At 60.4% G+C, this 15,393-nt stretch carries 11 protein-coding genes and 1 other RNA gene; 8 read left to right on the top strand and 4 right to left on the bottom strand.

From position 1 onward, the window contains the following. Positions 1-217: 217 nt before the first annotated feature. The 6 genes from NTD89_RS24895 to NTD89_RS24870 all read left to right on the top strand — a co-directional run bounded on the left by NTD89_RS24895 (position 218) and on the right by NTD89_RS24870 (position 10,217). Positions 218-1,900 carry a fatty acid--CoA ligase gene (locus NTD89_RS24895; protein ID WP_242194669.1) on the top strand — a complete coding sequence of 561 codons (1,683 nt, stop codon included), beginning with the start codon at positions 218-220 and terminating at the stop codon, positions 1,898-1,900. A 333-nt stretch (positions 1,901-2,233) separates the two neighbouring features. Beyond that, positions 2,234-4,093, top strand: a complete 1,860-nt coding sequence (locus NTD89_RS24890; protein ID WP_106579576.1) for a DUF1302 domain-containing protein — start codon at positions 2,234-2,236, stop codon at positions 4,091-4,093. Between the two features lie 43 nt (positions 4,094-4,136). Beyond that, the gene (locus NTD89_RS24885; RefSeq protein WP_106579575.1) at positions 4,137-5,501 is read left to right on the top strand and encodes a DUF1329 domain-containing protein; all 1,365 of its coding nucleotides are present in this window, start codon (positions 4,137-4,139) and stop codon (positions 5,499-5,501) included. Between the two features lie 284 nt (positions 5,502-5,785). Further along, positions 5,786-8,515: a LuxR C-terminal-related transcriptional regulator gene (locus NTD89_RS24880; protein WP_262210213.1), complete on the top strand. Its 2,730-nt coding sequence runs from the start codon at positions 5,786-5,788 to the stop codon at positions 8,513-8,515. Positions 8,516-8,570: 55 nt separating this feature from the next. Then, a complete protein-coding gene (locus NTD89_RS24875; RefSeq protein ID WP_262210211.1) occupies positions 8,571-9,212 on the top strand; it encodes an MBL fold metallo-hydrolase in 642 nt (213 codons plus the stop codon). 222 nt (positions 9,213-9,434) lie between these two features. Beyond that, positions 9,435-10,217 (top strand): OmpA family protein, encoded by a 783-nt coding sequence (locus tag NTD89_RS24870; RefSeq protein WP_106579573.1) that lies wholly within the window; start codon positions 9,435-9,437, stop codon positions 10,215-10,217. 68 nt (positions 10,218-10,285) lie between these two features. Here NTD89_RS24870 and NTD89_RS24865 read toward each other — a convergent pair whose 3' ends face one another. The 4 genes from NTD89_RS24865 to NTD89_RS24850 form a co-directional block, all read right to left on the bottom strand. Then, complete coding sequence (locus tag NTD89_RS24865; protein ID WP_106579572.1) at positions 10,286-10,867, bottom strand: BON domain-containing protein; 582 nt, start codon at positions 10,865-10,867, stop codon at positions 10,286-10,288. Beyond that, positions 10,864-11,457, bottom strand: coding sequence for a phosphoheptose isomerase (locus tag NTD89_RS24860; protein ID WP_003216190.1), 594 nt, complete (start codon positions 11,455-11,457; stop codon positions 10,864-10,866). The genes NTD89_RS24865 and NTD89_RS24860 overlap by 4 nt, the downstream gene beginning before the upstream one ends. Before the next feature lie 92 nt (positions 11,458-11,549). Next, entirely contained in the window at positions 11,550-11,921 is a 372-nt protein-coding gene (locus tag NTD89_RS24855) for a YraN family protein (RefSeq protein ID WP_145166209.1), read from the bottom strand. Further along, positions 11,921-13,732, bottom strand: a complete 1,812-nt coding sequence (locus NTD89_RS24850) for a penicillin-binding protein activator (protein WP_145166210.1) — start codon at positions 13,730-13,732, stop codon at positions 11,921-11,923. The genes NTD89_RS24855 and NTD89_RS24850 overlap by 1 nt, the downstream gene beginning before the upstream one ends. A 165-nt stretch (positions 13,733-13,897) precedes the next feature. Between NTD89_RS24850 and rsmI the strand changes: the two genes are divergently transcribed. Beyond that, entirely contained in the window at positions 13,898-14,803 is a 906-nt protein-coding gene (gene rsmI / locus NTD89_RS24845; protein WP_262210207.1) for a 16S rRNA (cytidine(1402)-2'-O)-methyltransferase, read from the top strand. Positions 14,804-14,899: 96 nt separating this feature from the next. Beyond that, an RNA gene (gene rnpB, locus NTD89_RS24840) (RNase P RNA component class A) lies at positions 14,900-15,253 on the top strand. Positions 15,254-15,393 lie beyond the last annotated feature (140 nt).

The following is a 15,393-nucleotide window of genomic DNA, read 5'->3' as shown; positions in this document are numbered from 1 at the left end:
GGCTCTTTTCAAAAGTGACCCGCCGTAAGGGCGGAACCCCAAGCGGCCATCACCCAAATAACGGATATGCCCCCAGCCCGGCAACACCTGGATGATGGCTCAAAGCTAGCATTCATCGGCCTCTGCAAATCATTCCTTTGGCTGATTTAGCTGACACATAAGCTCTCTAAAGTGCAGGTCTTCAAGCCAAGACCGTGCAGTCAGATAAGGGATTCGTATGTTGCAGACCCGTGTTATCCCACCCGCCGAAGGCGCTTACCAATACCCACTGTTGATCAAGCGCTTGCTGATGTCCGGGACCCGCTACGAAAAAACCCGGGAAATCATCTACCGTGACAAACTGCGTTACACCTACCCCACCCTCATCGAGCGCGTCGCGCGCCTGGCCAACGTGCTGACCGAGGCCGGGGTCAAGGCCGGTGACACCGTCGCCGTGATGGACTGGGACAGCCACCGTTACCTGGAATGCATGTTCGCCATCCCGATGATCGGCGCAGTAATCCACACCATCAACGTGCGTCTGTCGCCGGAACAAATTCTCTACACCATGAACCACGCCGAGGACCGCTTCGTGCTGGTCAACAGCGAGTTCGTGGGGCTTTACCAGGCCATCGCCGGCCACCTGACCACGGTCGACAAAACGCTGCTGCTCACCGACGGCGACGAAAAAACCGCCGAGCTGCCCAACCTGGTCGGCGAGTACGAAACCCTGCTGGCGGCCGCCAGCCCCACGTACGACTTCCAGGACTTCGACGAAAACTCCGTCGCCACCACCTTCTACACCACCGGCACCACCGGCAACCCCAAAGGCGTGTACTTCACCCACCGCCAACTGGTGCTGCACACCATGGGCGTTGCTACGATCATGGGCAGCGTCGACAGCGTGCGCCTGCTGGGCACCAACGACGTGTACATGCCGATCACGCCGATGTTCCACGTGCACGCCTGGGGCTTGCCGTACGTGGCAACCATGCTCGGTTTGAAGCAGGTCTATCCGGGCCGCTACGACCCGGAATACCTGGTGGAGTTGTGGCGCAAGGAAAAGGTCACCTTCTCCCACTGCGTGCCGACCATCCTGCAAATGGTGCTCAACGCCAAGGCGGCGCAAGGCGTGGATTTTGGCGGCTGGAAAATCGTCATCGGCGGCAGCGCGCTTAATCGCACGCTGTATGAAGCCGCCAAGGCGCGCGGTATTCAACTGACTGCCGCGTACGGCATGTCCGAAACCGGGCCGCTGGTGTCGTGTGCCCACCTCAACGAAGAACTGATGGCCGGCACCGAGGACGAGCGCACCACCTACCGCATCAAGGCTGGCGTGCCCGGGCCGTTGGTGGAAGCGGCGATTGTCGACAGCGAAGGCAACTTCCTGCCCGCTGACGGCGAGTCCCAGGGTGAGCTGGTGCTGCGCGCACCGTGGCTGACCGAGGGCTATTACAACGAGCCGCAAAAGGGCGCCGAGCTGTGGGAGGGTGGCTGGATGCACACCGGCGATGTGGCCACCCTCGATGCATTTGGCGTGATCGACATTCGCGACCGCATCAAGGATGTGATCAAGACCGGCGGCGAGTGGATCTCCTCCCTGGCCCTCGAAGACCTGGTCAGCCGTCACCCGGCGGTACGCGAAGTAGCGGTGGTGGGCATCGCCGACCCGCAGTGGGGCGAGCGCCCGTTTGCGTTGCTGGTGGTCCGTGATGGCCATGTGATAGGTGCTCGCGAGCTCAAGGAACACCTCAAGCCTTTTGTCGAACTGGGCCATTTGAGCAAGTGGGCGATTCCAAGCCAGATTGCCGTTGTTACTGAAATTCCCAAGACCAGTGTCGGCAAGCTCGACAAAAAACGTATCCGTATCGACATCATTGAATGGCAGGCCAATAACAGCACGTTCCTGTCCACCCTCTGATGCCCCTCGCCGCGCCCGATCGGGCGCGGCAATGCTCTATCTCAAGCCTTCACTTGTGATTTGCCAATTTTCAGCCATCCTTGCCGCGCCGGCCTTCGTCGGCGTGGCGAAAGGACTGTGGCAGACGGGTTGGTGATGCAAATCACACTTTAGAGGGATCAAGCGGTACCCCCTGCTGGCTATAGTCCATCTCAGAGTTTTTCAAGGATGTTGCGCTTCGGGCCATGGGGGCTCGGTTGCCGTTCGGCATTGGAATCGTTGTATTCCGGCCGTTACACGCATCCAGAAGAAAGAACTCACTGCCATAACAATAATGCACATGGAGTAGCGTCGATGACCTCAGTAAACCAGTTCTGGCGCCGGGCAAGACTGCCCCTGGCCGTCAGTCTCGCTTCTACGCTCGCCGGGCCCGCATTCGGCGTCAGTTTCAACATCGGTGAAATCGAAGGCAGCTTTGACTCATCCCTGTCGGTGGGGGCGAGCTGGTCGACTGCGGGTCGCAATAAAGACCTGATTGGTGTCAACAACGGCGGCAAGGGGCTTTCACAGACCTCCGATGACGGCCACCTGAACTTCAACAAGGGTGATTCCTTCTCGAAGATCTTCAAGGGCATCCATGACCTTGAATTGAAATACGGCGACACCGGCATCTTTGTACGTGGCAAGTACTGGTACGACTTCGCGCTGCAAAACGAAGACCTGGACTTCAAGAACGTCAGCAACAACAACCGCAAAGAGGGCGCCAAGTCCTCGGGCGGGCAGATTCTCGATGCGTTCATTTATCACAACTACACCGTTGCCGATGAGCCAGGCAGCGTGCGCTTCGGCAAGCAGGTAGTGAGCTGGGGCGAAAGTACGTTCATTGGTGGCGGTATCAACTCGATCAACCCGATCGACGTGTCTGCATTCCGTCGTCCGGGCGCCGAGATCAAGGAAGGCTTGATTCCGGTCAATATGTTCTACGTGTCCCAGACCCTCACCGACAACCTTTCCGCAGAGGCGTTCTACCAGTTGGAGTGGGACCAGACCGTGGTGGATAACTGCGGCACGTTCTTCTCCCAGCCAGACGTGATTGCCGACGGTTGCAGCAATAACCTGCGGGTCTTGAACAAGCGTTCCACCATCCCTGGTGCGGCCTTGCCGACATTGAATGCTCTGGGTGTGGACGTTAACAATGAGGGCGTGCTGGTAAAACGTGGCGGTGACCGTGATGCACGGGACAGCGGCCAGTTCGGCGTGGCCATGCACTACAACTTCGAACCGCTGGACACCGAATTCGGCGCGTACTTCATGAACTACCACAGCCGTGCGCCGATCTTCAGCGCGACAGGTGCGCCTAACTCGGCCTACACCCGTCCGCTGGGGCAACTGGCGGCTTTGCGTCCGTTGATCGTGGCCGGCAGTTCCCAGTACTTTGTCGAGTACCCGGAAGATATCCGCCTCTACGGCCTGAGCTTCTCCACCACGCTGCCTACCGGCACCGCCTGGAGTGGTGAATTGAGCTACCGGCCAAACGCGCCGGTACAACTGAGCACCACCGATATTCTGTATGCGGGCGTTACGCCGATTCGGGGCTATGAAAATGCATCGGTGCTCAAGGGCACACCGGGCCAAGACCTGCACGGCTACAACCGCAAGGAAGTGACCCAGTTCCAGACCACCTTCACGCACTTCTTCGACCAGGTGATGGGCGCGACCCGCCTGACCACCGTGGGCGAAATCGGCGTAACCCATGTGGGCGGCTTGGAAAGCAAAAACACTGCGCGTTATGGCCGTGATCCAGTGTTCGGCCCTGGCACGCTGCCGGGTGGTTTCTGCAACGCGCTGAACAATTCGACCGCTCAAGGTGCGGGCCTGCCGAATGCATCCGGCTTGAACACCAACTGCAACAACGACGGCTACACCACCGCGACGTCCTGGGGTTATCGCGCCCGGGCGATCTGGGAATACCCGGATGTGTTTGCCGGTGTGAACCTCAAGCCCAACGTGGCCTGGTCTCATGACGTCAAAGGGTATTCGCCAGGCCCTGGCGGCAACTTTGAAGAGGGTCGCAAGGCCGTCAGCCTGGGCGTCGATGCCGAGTACCAGAACACCTACACCGTCGGCCTGAACTACACCAACTTCTTTGGTGGCCGGTTCACCACGGTGGACGATCGCGACTTTATCGCCTTGAGCGCCGGCGTGAACTTCTAAGACTTTCTTTTTCAGATGCATGCATTTCAGGAAGAGCCAGAACATGAAAATAACTAAAAGTCTGTTGCACGTGGGTGTGCTTGGGCTGTCGATCATGGCGGGTAGCGTCATGGCGGCAGTCTCGGCCGATGAAGCCGCCAAGTTGGGCACGACCCTGACCCCGATGGGCGCAGAGATGGCCGGTAACGCGGCCGGCACCATCCCCAAATGGTCACCGTTGCCCACCAATGCCGGCGCCGTGGATGCCCGTGGCTTCCTCGCCAACCCGTATGCCAGCGAGCAGCCGCAATTCACGATCACTGCGCAGAACGTCGAGCAGTACAAGGACAAGCTGGCGCCGGGGCAGTACGCGATGTTCAAGCGTTACCCGGACACCTTCAAGATGCCGGTCTACCCGACCCATCGCGGCGCCACCGTGCCGGCTGATGTGTTCGCCGCCATCAAGAAGAACGCCACCAACACCAACCTTGTGTCTGGCGGCAACGGCCTGGAAAATTTCGAAACCGCGGTTCCGTTTCCGATCCCGAAAAGCGGCGTGGAAGTGATCTGGAACCACATCACCCGCTATCGTGGCGGCAGCGTGACGCGTCTGGTCACTCAGGCCACGCCGCAAACCAACGGCTCGTTCAGCCTGGTGTACTTTCGCGATCAGTTTGTGTTCCGCGACAAGATGAAGGACTACGACCCGAAAAACCCGGGCAACGTGCTGTTCTACTTCAAGCAGCAAGTGACCGCGCCGGCACGTCTGGCCGGTGGTGTGCTGCTGGTGCACGAAACTCTCGACCAGGTGAAGGAGCCGCGTTCGGCGTGGGTCTACAACGCCGGCCAACGCCGTGTTCGCCGGGCGCCGCAAGTGTCCTATGACGGGCCGGGCACCGCTGCCGATGGTCTGCGTACCTCCGACAACCTCGACATGTACAACGGCGCACCGGACCGCTACGACTGGAAGCTGGAAGGCAAAAAAGAAATCTACATCGCCTCCAACAGCTACAAGATCGACGACCCGAAGCTCAAGTACGTCGACATCATCAAGGCCGGCCATATCAACCAGGACCTGGCACGTTATGAGCTGCGCCGCGTCTGGCACGTGGTCGCAACCTTGAAGGAAGGCCAGCGCCACATCTACGCCAAGCGTGATTTCTTCATCGACGAAGACACCTGGCAAGCCGCGGTGATCGACCACTACGACGGCCGTGGCCAACTGTGGCGCGTGGCTGAAGCTCACGCCGAGAACTACTACGACAAACAAGTGCCGTGGTATGCCCTCGAAACCCTCTACGACCTGCAGTCCGGCCGCTACCTGGCCCTGGGCATGAAGAACGAAGAGAAGCAGGCGTATGACTTCGGCTTCACCGCCACCACCAGCGACTTCACCCCGGCGGCCCTGCGCCAGGATGGCGTGCGCTAAGCAACACTCACTCGACGATGTGGGAGCTGGCTTGTGTAAAGCTGGCTTGTGTGGGAGTCGGGCTTGCCCGCGATGCAGGCGCCTCGGTGTATCAGTTACACCAAGTTGATGCTATCGCAGGCAAGCCAGTCCCACACAAGCCAGCCTTGCGCTAGGCAGCTCCCACATTTTTTGTCGTAGTTCTTTTTCAGGTAAATGTTGCAAAGATCTACAAACCCGCCGTTTTTACCGCTAGTCTGCGGACATCTGCAATGCCGACAACAGCCTTCTACAAGAGCCCGGCGATGACTGATCTGTCCCGAATCCAAGGGCCTGCAAGCGCAGTAATTCCGACGCTGGAAGCGCGCTTCTACAGGCCACCTTTGCCTGACGGCTATGTGCTGCGCCCGCGCCTGTGCGAGCGGCTGAGTGCTGGTCTGGAGGGGCGACTGCTACTGGTCAGCGCTCCGGCGGGGTTCGGCAAGAGTTCGCTGGCGGTGGAGTTCTGCCAGGGGTTGCCGGCGCATTGGCAAAGCCTGTGGCTGGGCCTGAGCCCGCGCGATAACGACCCGGGCCGTTTCCTCGAGCGCCTGCTCGACGGTTTGCAACAGTACTTCCCGCAACTCGGCGCCCAATCCCTGGGCCTGCTGAAGATGCGCCAGCGTCACCAACCCTTTGCCTTTGAAGAATGGCTCGACGGCCTGCTCGATGAGCTGACGTTGCACTTGTCCACGCGCGCGCCCTTGTTGCTGGTACTGGATGACTACCATCTGGCCCAAGGCCCGGTGCTGGATCGTTGCCTGCAGTTTTTCCTGAATCATTTACCCGATGGGCTGGTGGTCATGGTCACCAGCCGCCAACGTCCCGACTGGCACCTGGCGCGCCTGCGGCTGTCCCGGCACCTGCTGGAGCTGCATGAACAAGACCTGCGCCTGACCCACGACGAATCGCTGGCCGTGCTGGCTCGGCACAGCAGCTCGTTGCGCGGCGAGGCGCTGGACAACCTGATCCGGCGCAGTGAAGGGTGGGTCGCCGGCCTGCGTTTCTGGCTGTTGGCCATCGCCGAAGCGGGCAATGAAAGCGCGTTGCCGCACAGCTTGCACGGTGGCGAAGGGCTGATTCGCGATTACCTGCTCGAAGAGGTCATCGACTGCCTGCCGGTTGAAGTGCAGGCGTTCCTGTACGACACGGCGCCTCAGGATCGTTTCTGCGGCGAGCTGTGCGACGCCGTGCGCGAGGCCCACGACAGCGCGGAAATCCTGCGCTATCTGCAGGCCCATCAGGTGTTTTTGGTGCCGCTGGACGAACAGGGCCATTGGTACCGTTACCACCATTTGTTTTCCGATTTGCTGCGCACGCGCCGCGCGAGCAATGCCACCTTGCCGATTGCCAGCCTGCATTTGCGGGCCTGTCGTTGGTTCAACGCCCAGGGTTTTATCGACGAAGCCGTTGAGCAGGCGTTGCGCGCCGGGCACCTCGATGTGGCGGCAAACCTGGTGCAGAACCTGTCAGAGGAGCAACTGCTGGCCGAGCAGAATGTGGGCATGCTGCTGCGCTGGAAGATGGACTTGCCCGACAGCCTGCTGATCAGCACGCCGCGCTTGATCGTGCTCTACAGTTGGGCGCTGGGGTTGGCGTGCCAGTTGGATGCGGCGGAAGAATTGTCAGGCTACCTCAGTCGCTTCCTGCCGGCGCCGTCGGCCACTGCGCAAAAGTCGATGCTGGCCCAATGGTTGGCGCTGAGCGGGATCATCGCCCGTGGGCGAGGTGATCGTGAGTTGACCCAGCGTTACTGCAGCGAGGCGTTGGAAAGCCTGCCGCACAAACGCTATGGCCAGCGCCTGATGTGCCTGTCGACCCTGTCCAACTTGGCTATTGTGGATGCCGACCTGTGGCGCGCGCGTGGCCTGAATCGCGAATCCCTGGAGCTGGCGCAGCGCGTTGGCAACCCGCTGTTCGAGGCCCTGGCCCATTACGACCGCGCGCGCGTGTTGCAGGCGCGCGGCGAAATTCTGCGTTCTCTGGACGAAGTGCGCCAGGGGTTGCAACGCCTGCAGGGCCTTGCGCCCCAACGGCTGTACGCCGTACGTGCGCGGTTATCGCTCTACGAAGGTTATTTGCTGCTGGTGCGTTATCAGTCTGACGCTGGCCTTGCCCGTTTGCGTGCCGGCCTGAGCGAAGCCCGTGCCTGCCGCGATATCAGCGTACTCATCGGGCATTGTGTGATTGCCAATTTCGAAGGGCGGCGCGGTGATTTCGCCAAGGCCTTCGCCGAACTCGCCGAAGCCGAGCGCCTGATGCATATCTGGGACGTGCCGCCGATCTATTACCTGGCGATGATCACCCTGATCAAATGCGAATTATGGCTGGCCCAAGGCCGCACCGACCTTGCCGACGCCTGGCTGACCCGCCTGGGGCAGACCTATAACGGTGAGCACGCCGCCGCCGCACCGGAGTTTCATCCACACCTGGCGCAACACATCGGGCTGCAGCAGGCCGCACTCGATGCGATCCGCCATCAACCGGCTGCGGCCCTGCAGCGCCTCGAAGAGCTGGCACAGCAGGCGCATAACAGCGGGCGCCAGATGATTGCCCTGATGGCCCTGACCCAGCAGGCGAATGTATTGCTGGAGTGCGGCCATGAAGCCAAGGCGCGGCCAATCGTGGCCCAGGCGCTTGAGACGGGCGCTGGTGGCGCACTGCAACCGTTCCAGCGGCTGCTGGAGCGTTACCCTGACTGGATGCGCGAACAACTCGGCAAGACCCCGCATGCGTTGTTGAATCAAAACCTGTTGGCGCTGCTGCCGGTGGTTGCCGCCGCCGAGGCCTTGCCCACCCATGAAACCCTCAGCACCCGCGAGCTGGCAGTGCTGCAACTGATCGCCCAAGGCTGCTCAAACCAGGAGATCAGCAACCAGTTGTTTATCTCCCTGCACACGGTGAAAACCCACGCCAGCCATATCAACAGCAAGCTGGGCGTGGAGCGCCGAACCCAGGCGGTAGCGCGGGCGCAGGAGATGGGGTTGTTGGGGTAGGGAGCAACGCATTTGTGCCAAAATCGCTGACTTACAAATGATCGAGTTCGCTCTGATGTCTCAGCTCCCAGCCCTGATTCGCGAAACCTTCCCCGTCGGCCCGTTGCAGTGCAACTGCACCATCATCGGTGACCCGATCACCAAAAACGCCATCGTGGTCGACCCCGGCGGCAATCATGAGCTGATCCTGGCTCGCCTGGAGGCGTTGGGCCTCAAGGTGGTGAGCATCATCCATACCCATGCGCACCTCGATCACTTCCTGGCCTCCGGCCAATTGAAAGAGAAAACGGGCGCCACCTTGCATCTGCACAAGGACGATAAATTCCTGTGGGATAACCTGGAAATGCAATGCCAGATGTTTCGCGTGCCTTATACGCCGGTGCCGTCGCCGGATCGCTGGCTGGAAGATGATGAGGCGTTGGCCTGCGGTTGCGGCGTGGCCTTGCACACGCCAGGGCATACACCGGGTTCGATGAGCTTCTGGTTTGCCGATGCCAAGTTGTTGATTGCCGGCGACACGTTGTTCAAGCGCGGCGTGGGGCGGACCGACCTGTGGGGCGGGGACCAGGCGACCATCGTGCGTTCGATCAAGCAGCGTTTGTACACCCTGGATGAGGGCGCGACGGTGGTTACCGGGCACGGGCCGGACACCCGGTTGGGCGATGAGATGCGTGAGAATCCGTTTGTGCGGGCGTAGGGAATAACCACGGGGCTGGGGCTGTTCTATACAAAGAATCGTCGTCGCAGCTTGCGTTCAGCCTGGGTCTGATACGGTTTACTTAGCGGTGATGCTGGCCCGCCTTTGTCACAGCAGGGGCGATGGCCACGGAATTTTTACCGTTTGTCGCGTTCAAAACCCGGCACAGGTCCATTGCCAATGTCCTTTGCACCACAGAATGCAAAAGTAGGAGCTCCCTTCATGTTTACTCCGCGTCGTCTTCTTGTTGTTGCCACCGCCGTAGCCCTGTTGTCCGGTTGCGCCTCGCCTAATCCTTACGACGGCAGCCAGGGGCAGGCAAATGATGGTTCGCAAGGCGGTATCAGCAAAACCGCCAAGTACGGCGGCCTGGGTGCGCTGGCTGGCGCATTGGCCGGTGCTGCCATCGACCATAACAACCGTGGCAAGGGTGCACTGATCGGTGGTGCAATCGCCGGTATCGGCGCCGCCGGTTACGGTTATTACGCCGACCAGCAGGAAAAGAAACTGCGTGAAAGCATGGCCAACACCGGTGTTGAAGTGCAGCGCCAGGGCGACCAGATCAAGCTGATCATGCCGGGTAACATTACCTTTGCCACCAACTCGGACGCGATCGCCAGCAGCTTCTATACGCCGCTGAACAACCTGGCGAACTCGCTGAAGCAGTTCAACCAGAACACCATCCAGATTGTTGGCTACACCGACAGTACCGGCAGCCGCCAGTTGAACATGGACCTGTCCCAGCGTCGTGCGCAGAGCGTGGCCAACTACCTGACCTCCCAAGGCGTGAGCCCGACCAACCTGAGTGCACGCGGTGCCGGCCCGGATAACCCGATTGCCAGCAACGCCGACGTGAATGGCCGTGCCCAGAACCGTCGCGTAGAGGTCAACCTCGGCCCGATCCCTGGCCAGCAATACGGCCAACCAGGTCAGCAGCAACAACAGCAACAGGCGCCGCAGCAGAACAACCAGTTCCAGGGCAACCCGTACCAGCAGTACCAATAAACGCAGACCACTAAAAAGGGCGCCGTGCAGTCAATGCACGGCGCCCTTTTTTGTGGCTGCGAATCACATCAGTCGATGTATTCGAACACCTTTACGATCTTCTGTACGCCGGAGACACCCTGAACCAGGTTGGACGCGCGGGTGGCTTCCGCCTGGGTCAGCAGGCCCATCAGGTAAACGATGCCGTTATCGGTGACGACTTTGATGCGCGAGCCCGGTACGGCGCTGTCGGTAAGCATCTGCGCCTTGATTTTGGTGGTCAGCAACGCATCGTTACTGATGGCCAGCAGGGTAATAGGGTCCATGACCTGCAGTTCATTGTGGACCTTCTTGACCCGCTGAACCGACGAGGCGGCTTGTTCTGCCTGGGCCTTGAGCTCCGCACGCGGCGTCTGGCCGGCCAGCAGTACCACGCCGTTGAAGCTGGTCACCACAATGCGCGAGGCGCCGTTGCCCAAGTCTGTAGCGGCCTTGGCGACGTTCACCTTGACCTTGGTTTCGATGAGCGAGTCGTCGATTGTGCTGCCGAAAGTACGCGTGCCCCGGTCATCCTGAATCGGTGTGTCACGTGTCGCGGTGATTGCCGTGCTGCAGCCGCTGATGGCAAGGCACAGCGTGATGGCCAAAAGGCTGAGGCGGTTAACGGTCATTCTTCACTCCCGAACAGTTGGCTGTCGATCAGATCGCACAGGCAGTGGATCGCCAGCAGGTGGACTTCTTGAATGCGTGCAGTGACATTGGCCGGGACGCGAATTTCAACGTCCTCCGGCAACAGCAGCGAGGCCATGCCGCCGCCGTCGCGACCGGTCAATGCTACGACAATCATTTCGCGATCATGTGCGGCCTGGATCGCTTGAATAATGTTCGCCGAGTTGCCGCTGGTGGAGATCGCCAGCAGCACGTCGCCGGGTTGGCCCAGGGCGCGAATCTGTTTGGAGAAGATTTCGTTGTAGCTGTAGTCGTTGGCGATCGAGGTGATCGTCGACGTGTCGGTGGTCAAGGCAATGGCCGGCAGGCTCGGGCGCTCGCGCTCGAAGCGGTTGAGCAGCTCGGAGGAAAAGTGCTGGGCATCACCGGCCGAACCGCCGTTGCCGCACGAAAGCATTTTGCCCTCGTTGAGCAAGGCATTGACCATGACCTGACTGGCTTGCTCGATGTGCGGTGCAAGTACGTCCATCGCCTGTTGCTTGGTGTCGATGCTGGCCTGGAAAAGCTGGCGAATTCGGGATTGCATGTCCATCTGTGTGACCTTAAGTAGCGCGGCTGTTTGGCACAGGAATGTGCAGCCCGCAAAGCAAAGAGCAAAAGTGTGTGGTGAAGATGTCCGGTGAATCAGCTGTCGAAGGCATTTTTAAGCCAATTCAGATCAGCGGGGCCAGACGGTGTGCTTTCTATGGCAACCACATCGAAACGGCAGGGGGAGTCAGCCCAGCGATGCTCTTTTTGCAGGAAAAACTGCGCGGCGAGTATCAGCTTCTGACGCTTGCGCCCGTCGATACTGGCGAGCGCGCCACCCCATTGTGCGTGTTTTCTGTAGCGGACTTCGACGAATACTACTGTATCGCCGTCAAGCATGACCAGATCAAGCTCACCGCGTTTACACAACCAGTTCTGCGCCAGAAGGCGCAGACCCTGTTGTTGCAGATACTGGAGGGCTTGAAGTTCGGCATCCTTGCCGCTTTGTGCGCTGGACCGCTCGGGCATCAGCGCGAGGTGTCCGGCAGGCGCTGGATGTCGCCGCCAACGAATTTCGCCCACGGCATCTGGCGGTCAACGCGCTGGTTGGCGCTGATGCCCAAGCTGCCGGAGAGACCGTCAACACGCGTATCCGGCAGCGCCTTGAGCTGGCCCAGGCGCGGGGCCAGACGGTAGGCGTCGGCGCCCATCGCGTACAGGCGGCCCAGGCTGCCATTGGCTTGTGGCCATTGCGCGGCAACCTGGTTGCGCAGCGGGTCGGTGGTGTTGAGCAGCCAAGGGGTTTCACAGAACATGACGTTGGTCATGTCCAGGTACTGGTTCTTGTCGCCGCTGGCGCTGAACACGTGGGACGTCGCATACACAGGCACGTCGCCGGCGTACTGGAAGTTCAGGGTTGGCTTGATCTGCTGGGCCAATTGCGGCGTCACAGCCAGGAAGATGAACTCGATGTCCTGGCGGCGCGACGGTTGTGCTGCTACATCAGTGCCAACGGCGCTTTGCAGGCTCTTGGCGCGACCTTCGCTTTTGCGCAGCTGGAACAGGTCGGCAATCTGCTGGGCGAGGGCAACCGGCTGGTCAACGTACTCGACGCCGACGACGGTGCCGCCATTGGCTTCCCAATCCTGGCGGAAGGCTTTGTAGACACGCTCACCCCATTCGCCACGCGGCACCATGGCGGCGGCGCGGTGCAGGCCGTCGGCGCGGGCACGGCGCGAGACTTCGCGGGCTTCGTCTTCAGCGGCCAGGCCGAACTGGAACAGTTGCGGCGGGTTTTCATTCAGTTCGCTGTAGTTCAGCGCCAGCGTCGTGATCGGCAGTTGCGGGCGAGCAGCGAGTTGTTTGACCAGCGGTTTTTCCAGCGGGCCGACAACCAGTTGTACGCCGGCGGCCTGGGCCTTGGCATAGAAGTCGTCGAGGGAGGTCAGGCGCGAGCTGTCATAGAACTCGATGACCGGCGGTTTCTGCCCGGCTTGTTCGGCCTGGTAGTGAGCCGCCATGAAGCCTTCGCGCAGCGCCTTGCCGACCGCAGCCAGCGGACCGTCCTGCGGCAGTAGCAGGGCGATCTTGTTCAGCGGCTGGCTGGCCAGTTCCTTGAGCTTGGTCAGCGGCGTCGGCAGTTGCACTGCGGCCGGGTGCCCAGGGTTCTGCGCGCGCCAGGTGTCGATCGCGGCTTGTTGTTGCTCCAGGGTGCCGGCGCCTTTGACGGCTTTGGCCAGACTGATCCAGCCATCAAGCGTCGGGTTGCCGCTGGCTTGCAACTGGTCAGCCGGCAGCGCGGCAATCAGCGCCCAGATGGCTTCGTGGTTGCTGTTGGCAGCGTCGCCCGTCAGCAGCGGAGCCATGGCGACACGCTCACGCGCGGCGGCCAGGGTCTGGCCATCGGCTTCATAGGCGCGGGCATGCACGGTGCCGGTACGGATCTGCTGGTCTGTCGGCAGCTCCTTCAGGCTTTGCAGGCTGGGATGGTTCAGGGCTGCCAATGCAGCTTTGGGCTGATTGCGCGCCATGGCCAGTTCGGCGGCCAGGGTGCTGGCAAAAACTTGCGCGGCTGGCTTCAGGACATCCAGGGGCACCTGCGCGAGAATCTGCGACGAACGCCCAGGGTTGTTCTGGTGGTAGGCCAGATCAGCCGCACTCAGGCGCAGCATCGCGGCCTTTTCTGGCGTGTTGGCGGAGGTAGCCTGTTCGAGCAGTTGCTCGATACTGGCATCCGGGGTCCGGGGGAGGTCGCCAAGGCTGGACGAGGGCGAGCTGGCACAGGCAGCCAATAAGGCAGCGAGGCAGAGGGCGGAGAGCAGCCGCAGGCAAGCGATCATGTAAGTGTTCCTGATACCGATCAAATTAGCGTGGAAGTGTACCCAAGCACTGGCCCAGGCGCGATGTTACTGGCGTGAAACCGTCGATTTAGGTCGTGCAAATGCTGCCAACAGCCATCGACGGCCGACCTTGAGGGCATATTATCGAGGCGCCTACGCGCTACAATGCGACTTTTCCCAACCATCGAGGTGTGCGTTTTGACTGCTCCAGGTCCTTTGAATTCCACTGCAGGCTCGCTTTTTGTCGTGGCGACGCCCATTGGCAACCTGGACGACATCAGTGCCCGGGCGCTGAAAGTGTTGCGCGACGTAAAATTGATCGCGGCGGAAGACACGCGGCATTCCCAGCGGTTGATGCAGCATTTTGGTATCAGCACGCCCCTGGCTGCCTGCCACGAACATAACGAACGCGAAGAAGGCAGTCGTTTTATCACGCGCCTGCTGGCCGGTGACGATGTGGCGCTGATCTCCGATGCCGGTACGCCGTTGATTTCCGATCCCGGCTACCACTTGGTCCGCCAGGCGCGAGCCGCTGGTATCAATGTAGTGCCTGTTCCGGGAGCGTGCGCGCTGATTGCTGCATTATCGGCTGCCGGGTTGCCGTCGGATCGTTTTATCTTTGAGGGCTTCCTGCCAGCCAAGACCGTTGGGCGCCGCGCGCGTCTTCAGGCACTCAAGGAAGAACCGCGTACGTTGATCTTCTATGAAGCCCCGCACCGCATCCTTGAATGCCTGCAAGACATGGAGCTGGTGTTTGGCGGCGAGCGCCTCGCGCTGCTGGCGCGTGAGCTGACCAAGACGTTCGAAACCCTCAAGGGCCTGCCGTTGGAAGCGTTGCGGGCCTTCGTCGAAGGCGACAGCAATCAACAGCGTGGCGAGTGTGTGGTGCTGGTGGCCGGTTGGACAGCGCCGGAGGATGAGGATGCTGTGGGCAGCGAGGCCATGCGCATACTCGATCTGCTGCTCAAGGAAATGCCCCTCAAGCGGGCTGCGGCGCTGGCCGCTGAAATTACCGGCGTGCGCAAGAATGTGCTGTATCAGGTTGCGCTGGATAAACAGAAAGCCGAATAGTTCCGGGGGCGAACCGGCATTCCGTCCGAACGTGATGGCATTGCTGCACTTTTAATGCTTGTCCTCAGCCCGCCGTGCCGTTAACCTGCGCGGCGGAGAGTCGATTGGACAGTCGCTGCCTTCTATGAAAATTAGGGGGGGGAGGAAAGTCCGGGCTCCATAGGGCGAAGTGCCAGGTAATGCCTGGGAGGCGTGAGCCTACGGAAAGTGCCACAGAAAATAACCGCCTAAGCACTTCGGTGCCGGTAAGGGTGAAAAGGTGCGGTAAGAGCGCACCGCACGACTGGCAACAGTTCGTGGCTAGGTAAACCCCACTTGGAGCAAGACCAAATAGGGTCCCAAGGCGTGGCCCGCGCTGGGACCGGGTAGGTTGCTAAAGATGTCCAGTGATGGCCATCGTAGACGAATGACTGTTCAAGACAGAACCCGGCTTACAGATCGACTCTCCACCTTTTTTCCTTCTGTCCGAATCTCGTGCAGAAACCCGGTAGTAACGCAAGAATCCCTCCCTGCCAAATCATTGGCAGATGCATCTTCGTAATACCAAAAAAATCTTACTCTTAATAAATCACTTTAACTTTAAGCCATAG

Source organism: Pseudomonas sp. 14P_5.3_Bac1 (genome assembly GCF_025466135.1).
Taxonomy (GTDB): domain Bacteria; phylum Pseudomonadota; class Gammaproteobacteria; order Pseudomonadales; family Pseudomonadaceae; genus Aquipseudomonas.
The sequence above is the reverse complement of the archived record's forward strand: the minus strand, read 5'-3'. Positions and strand labels throughout refer to the sequence as shown.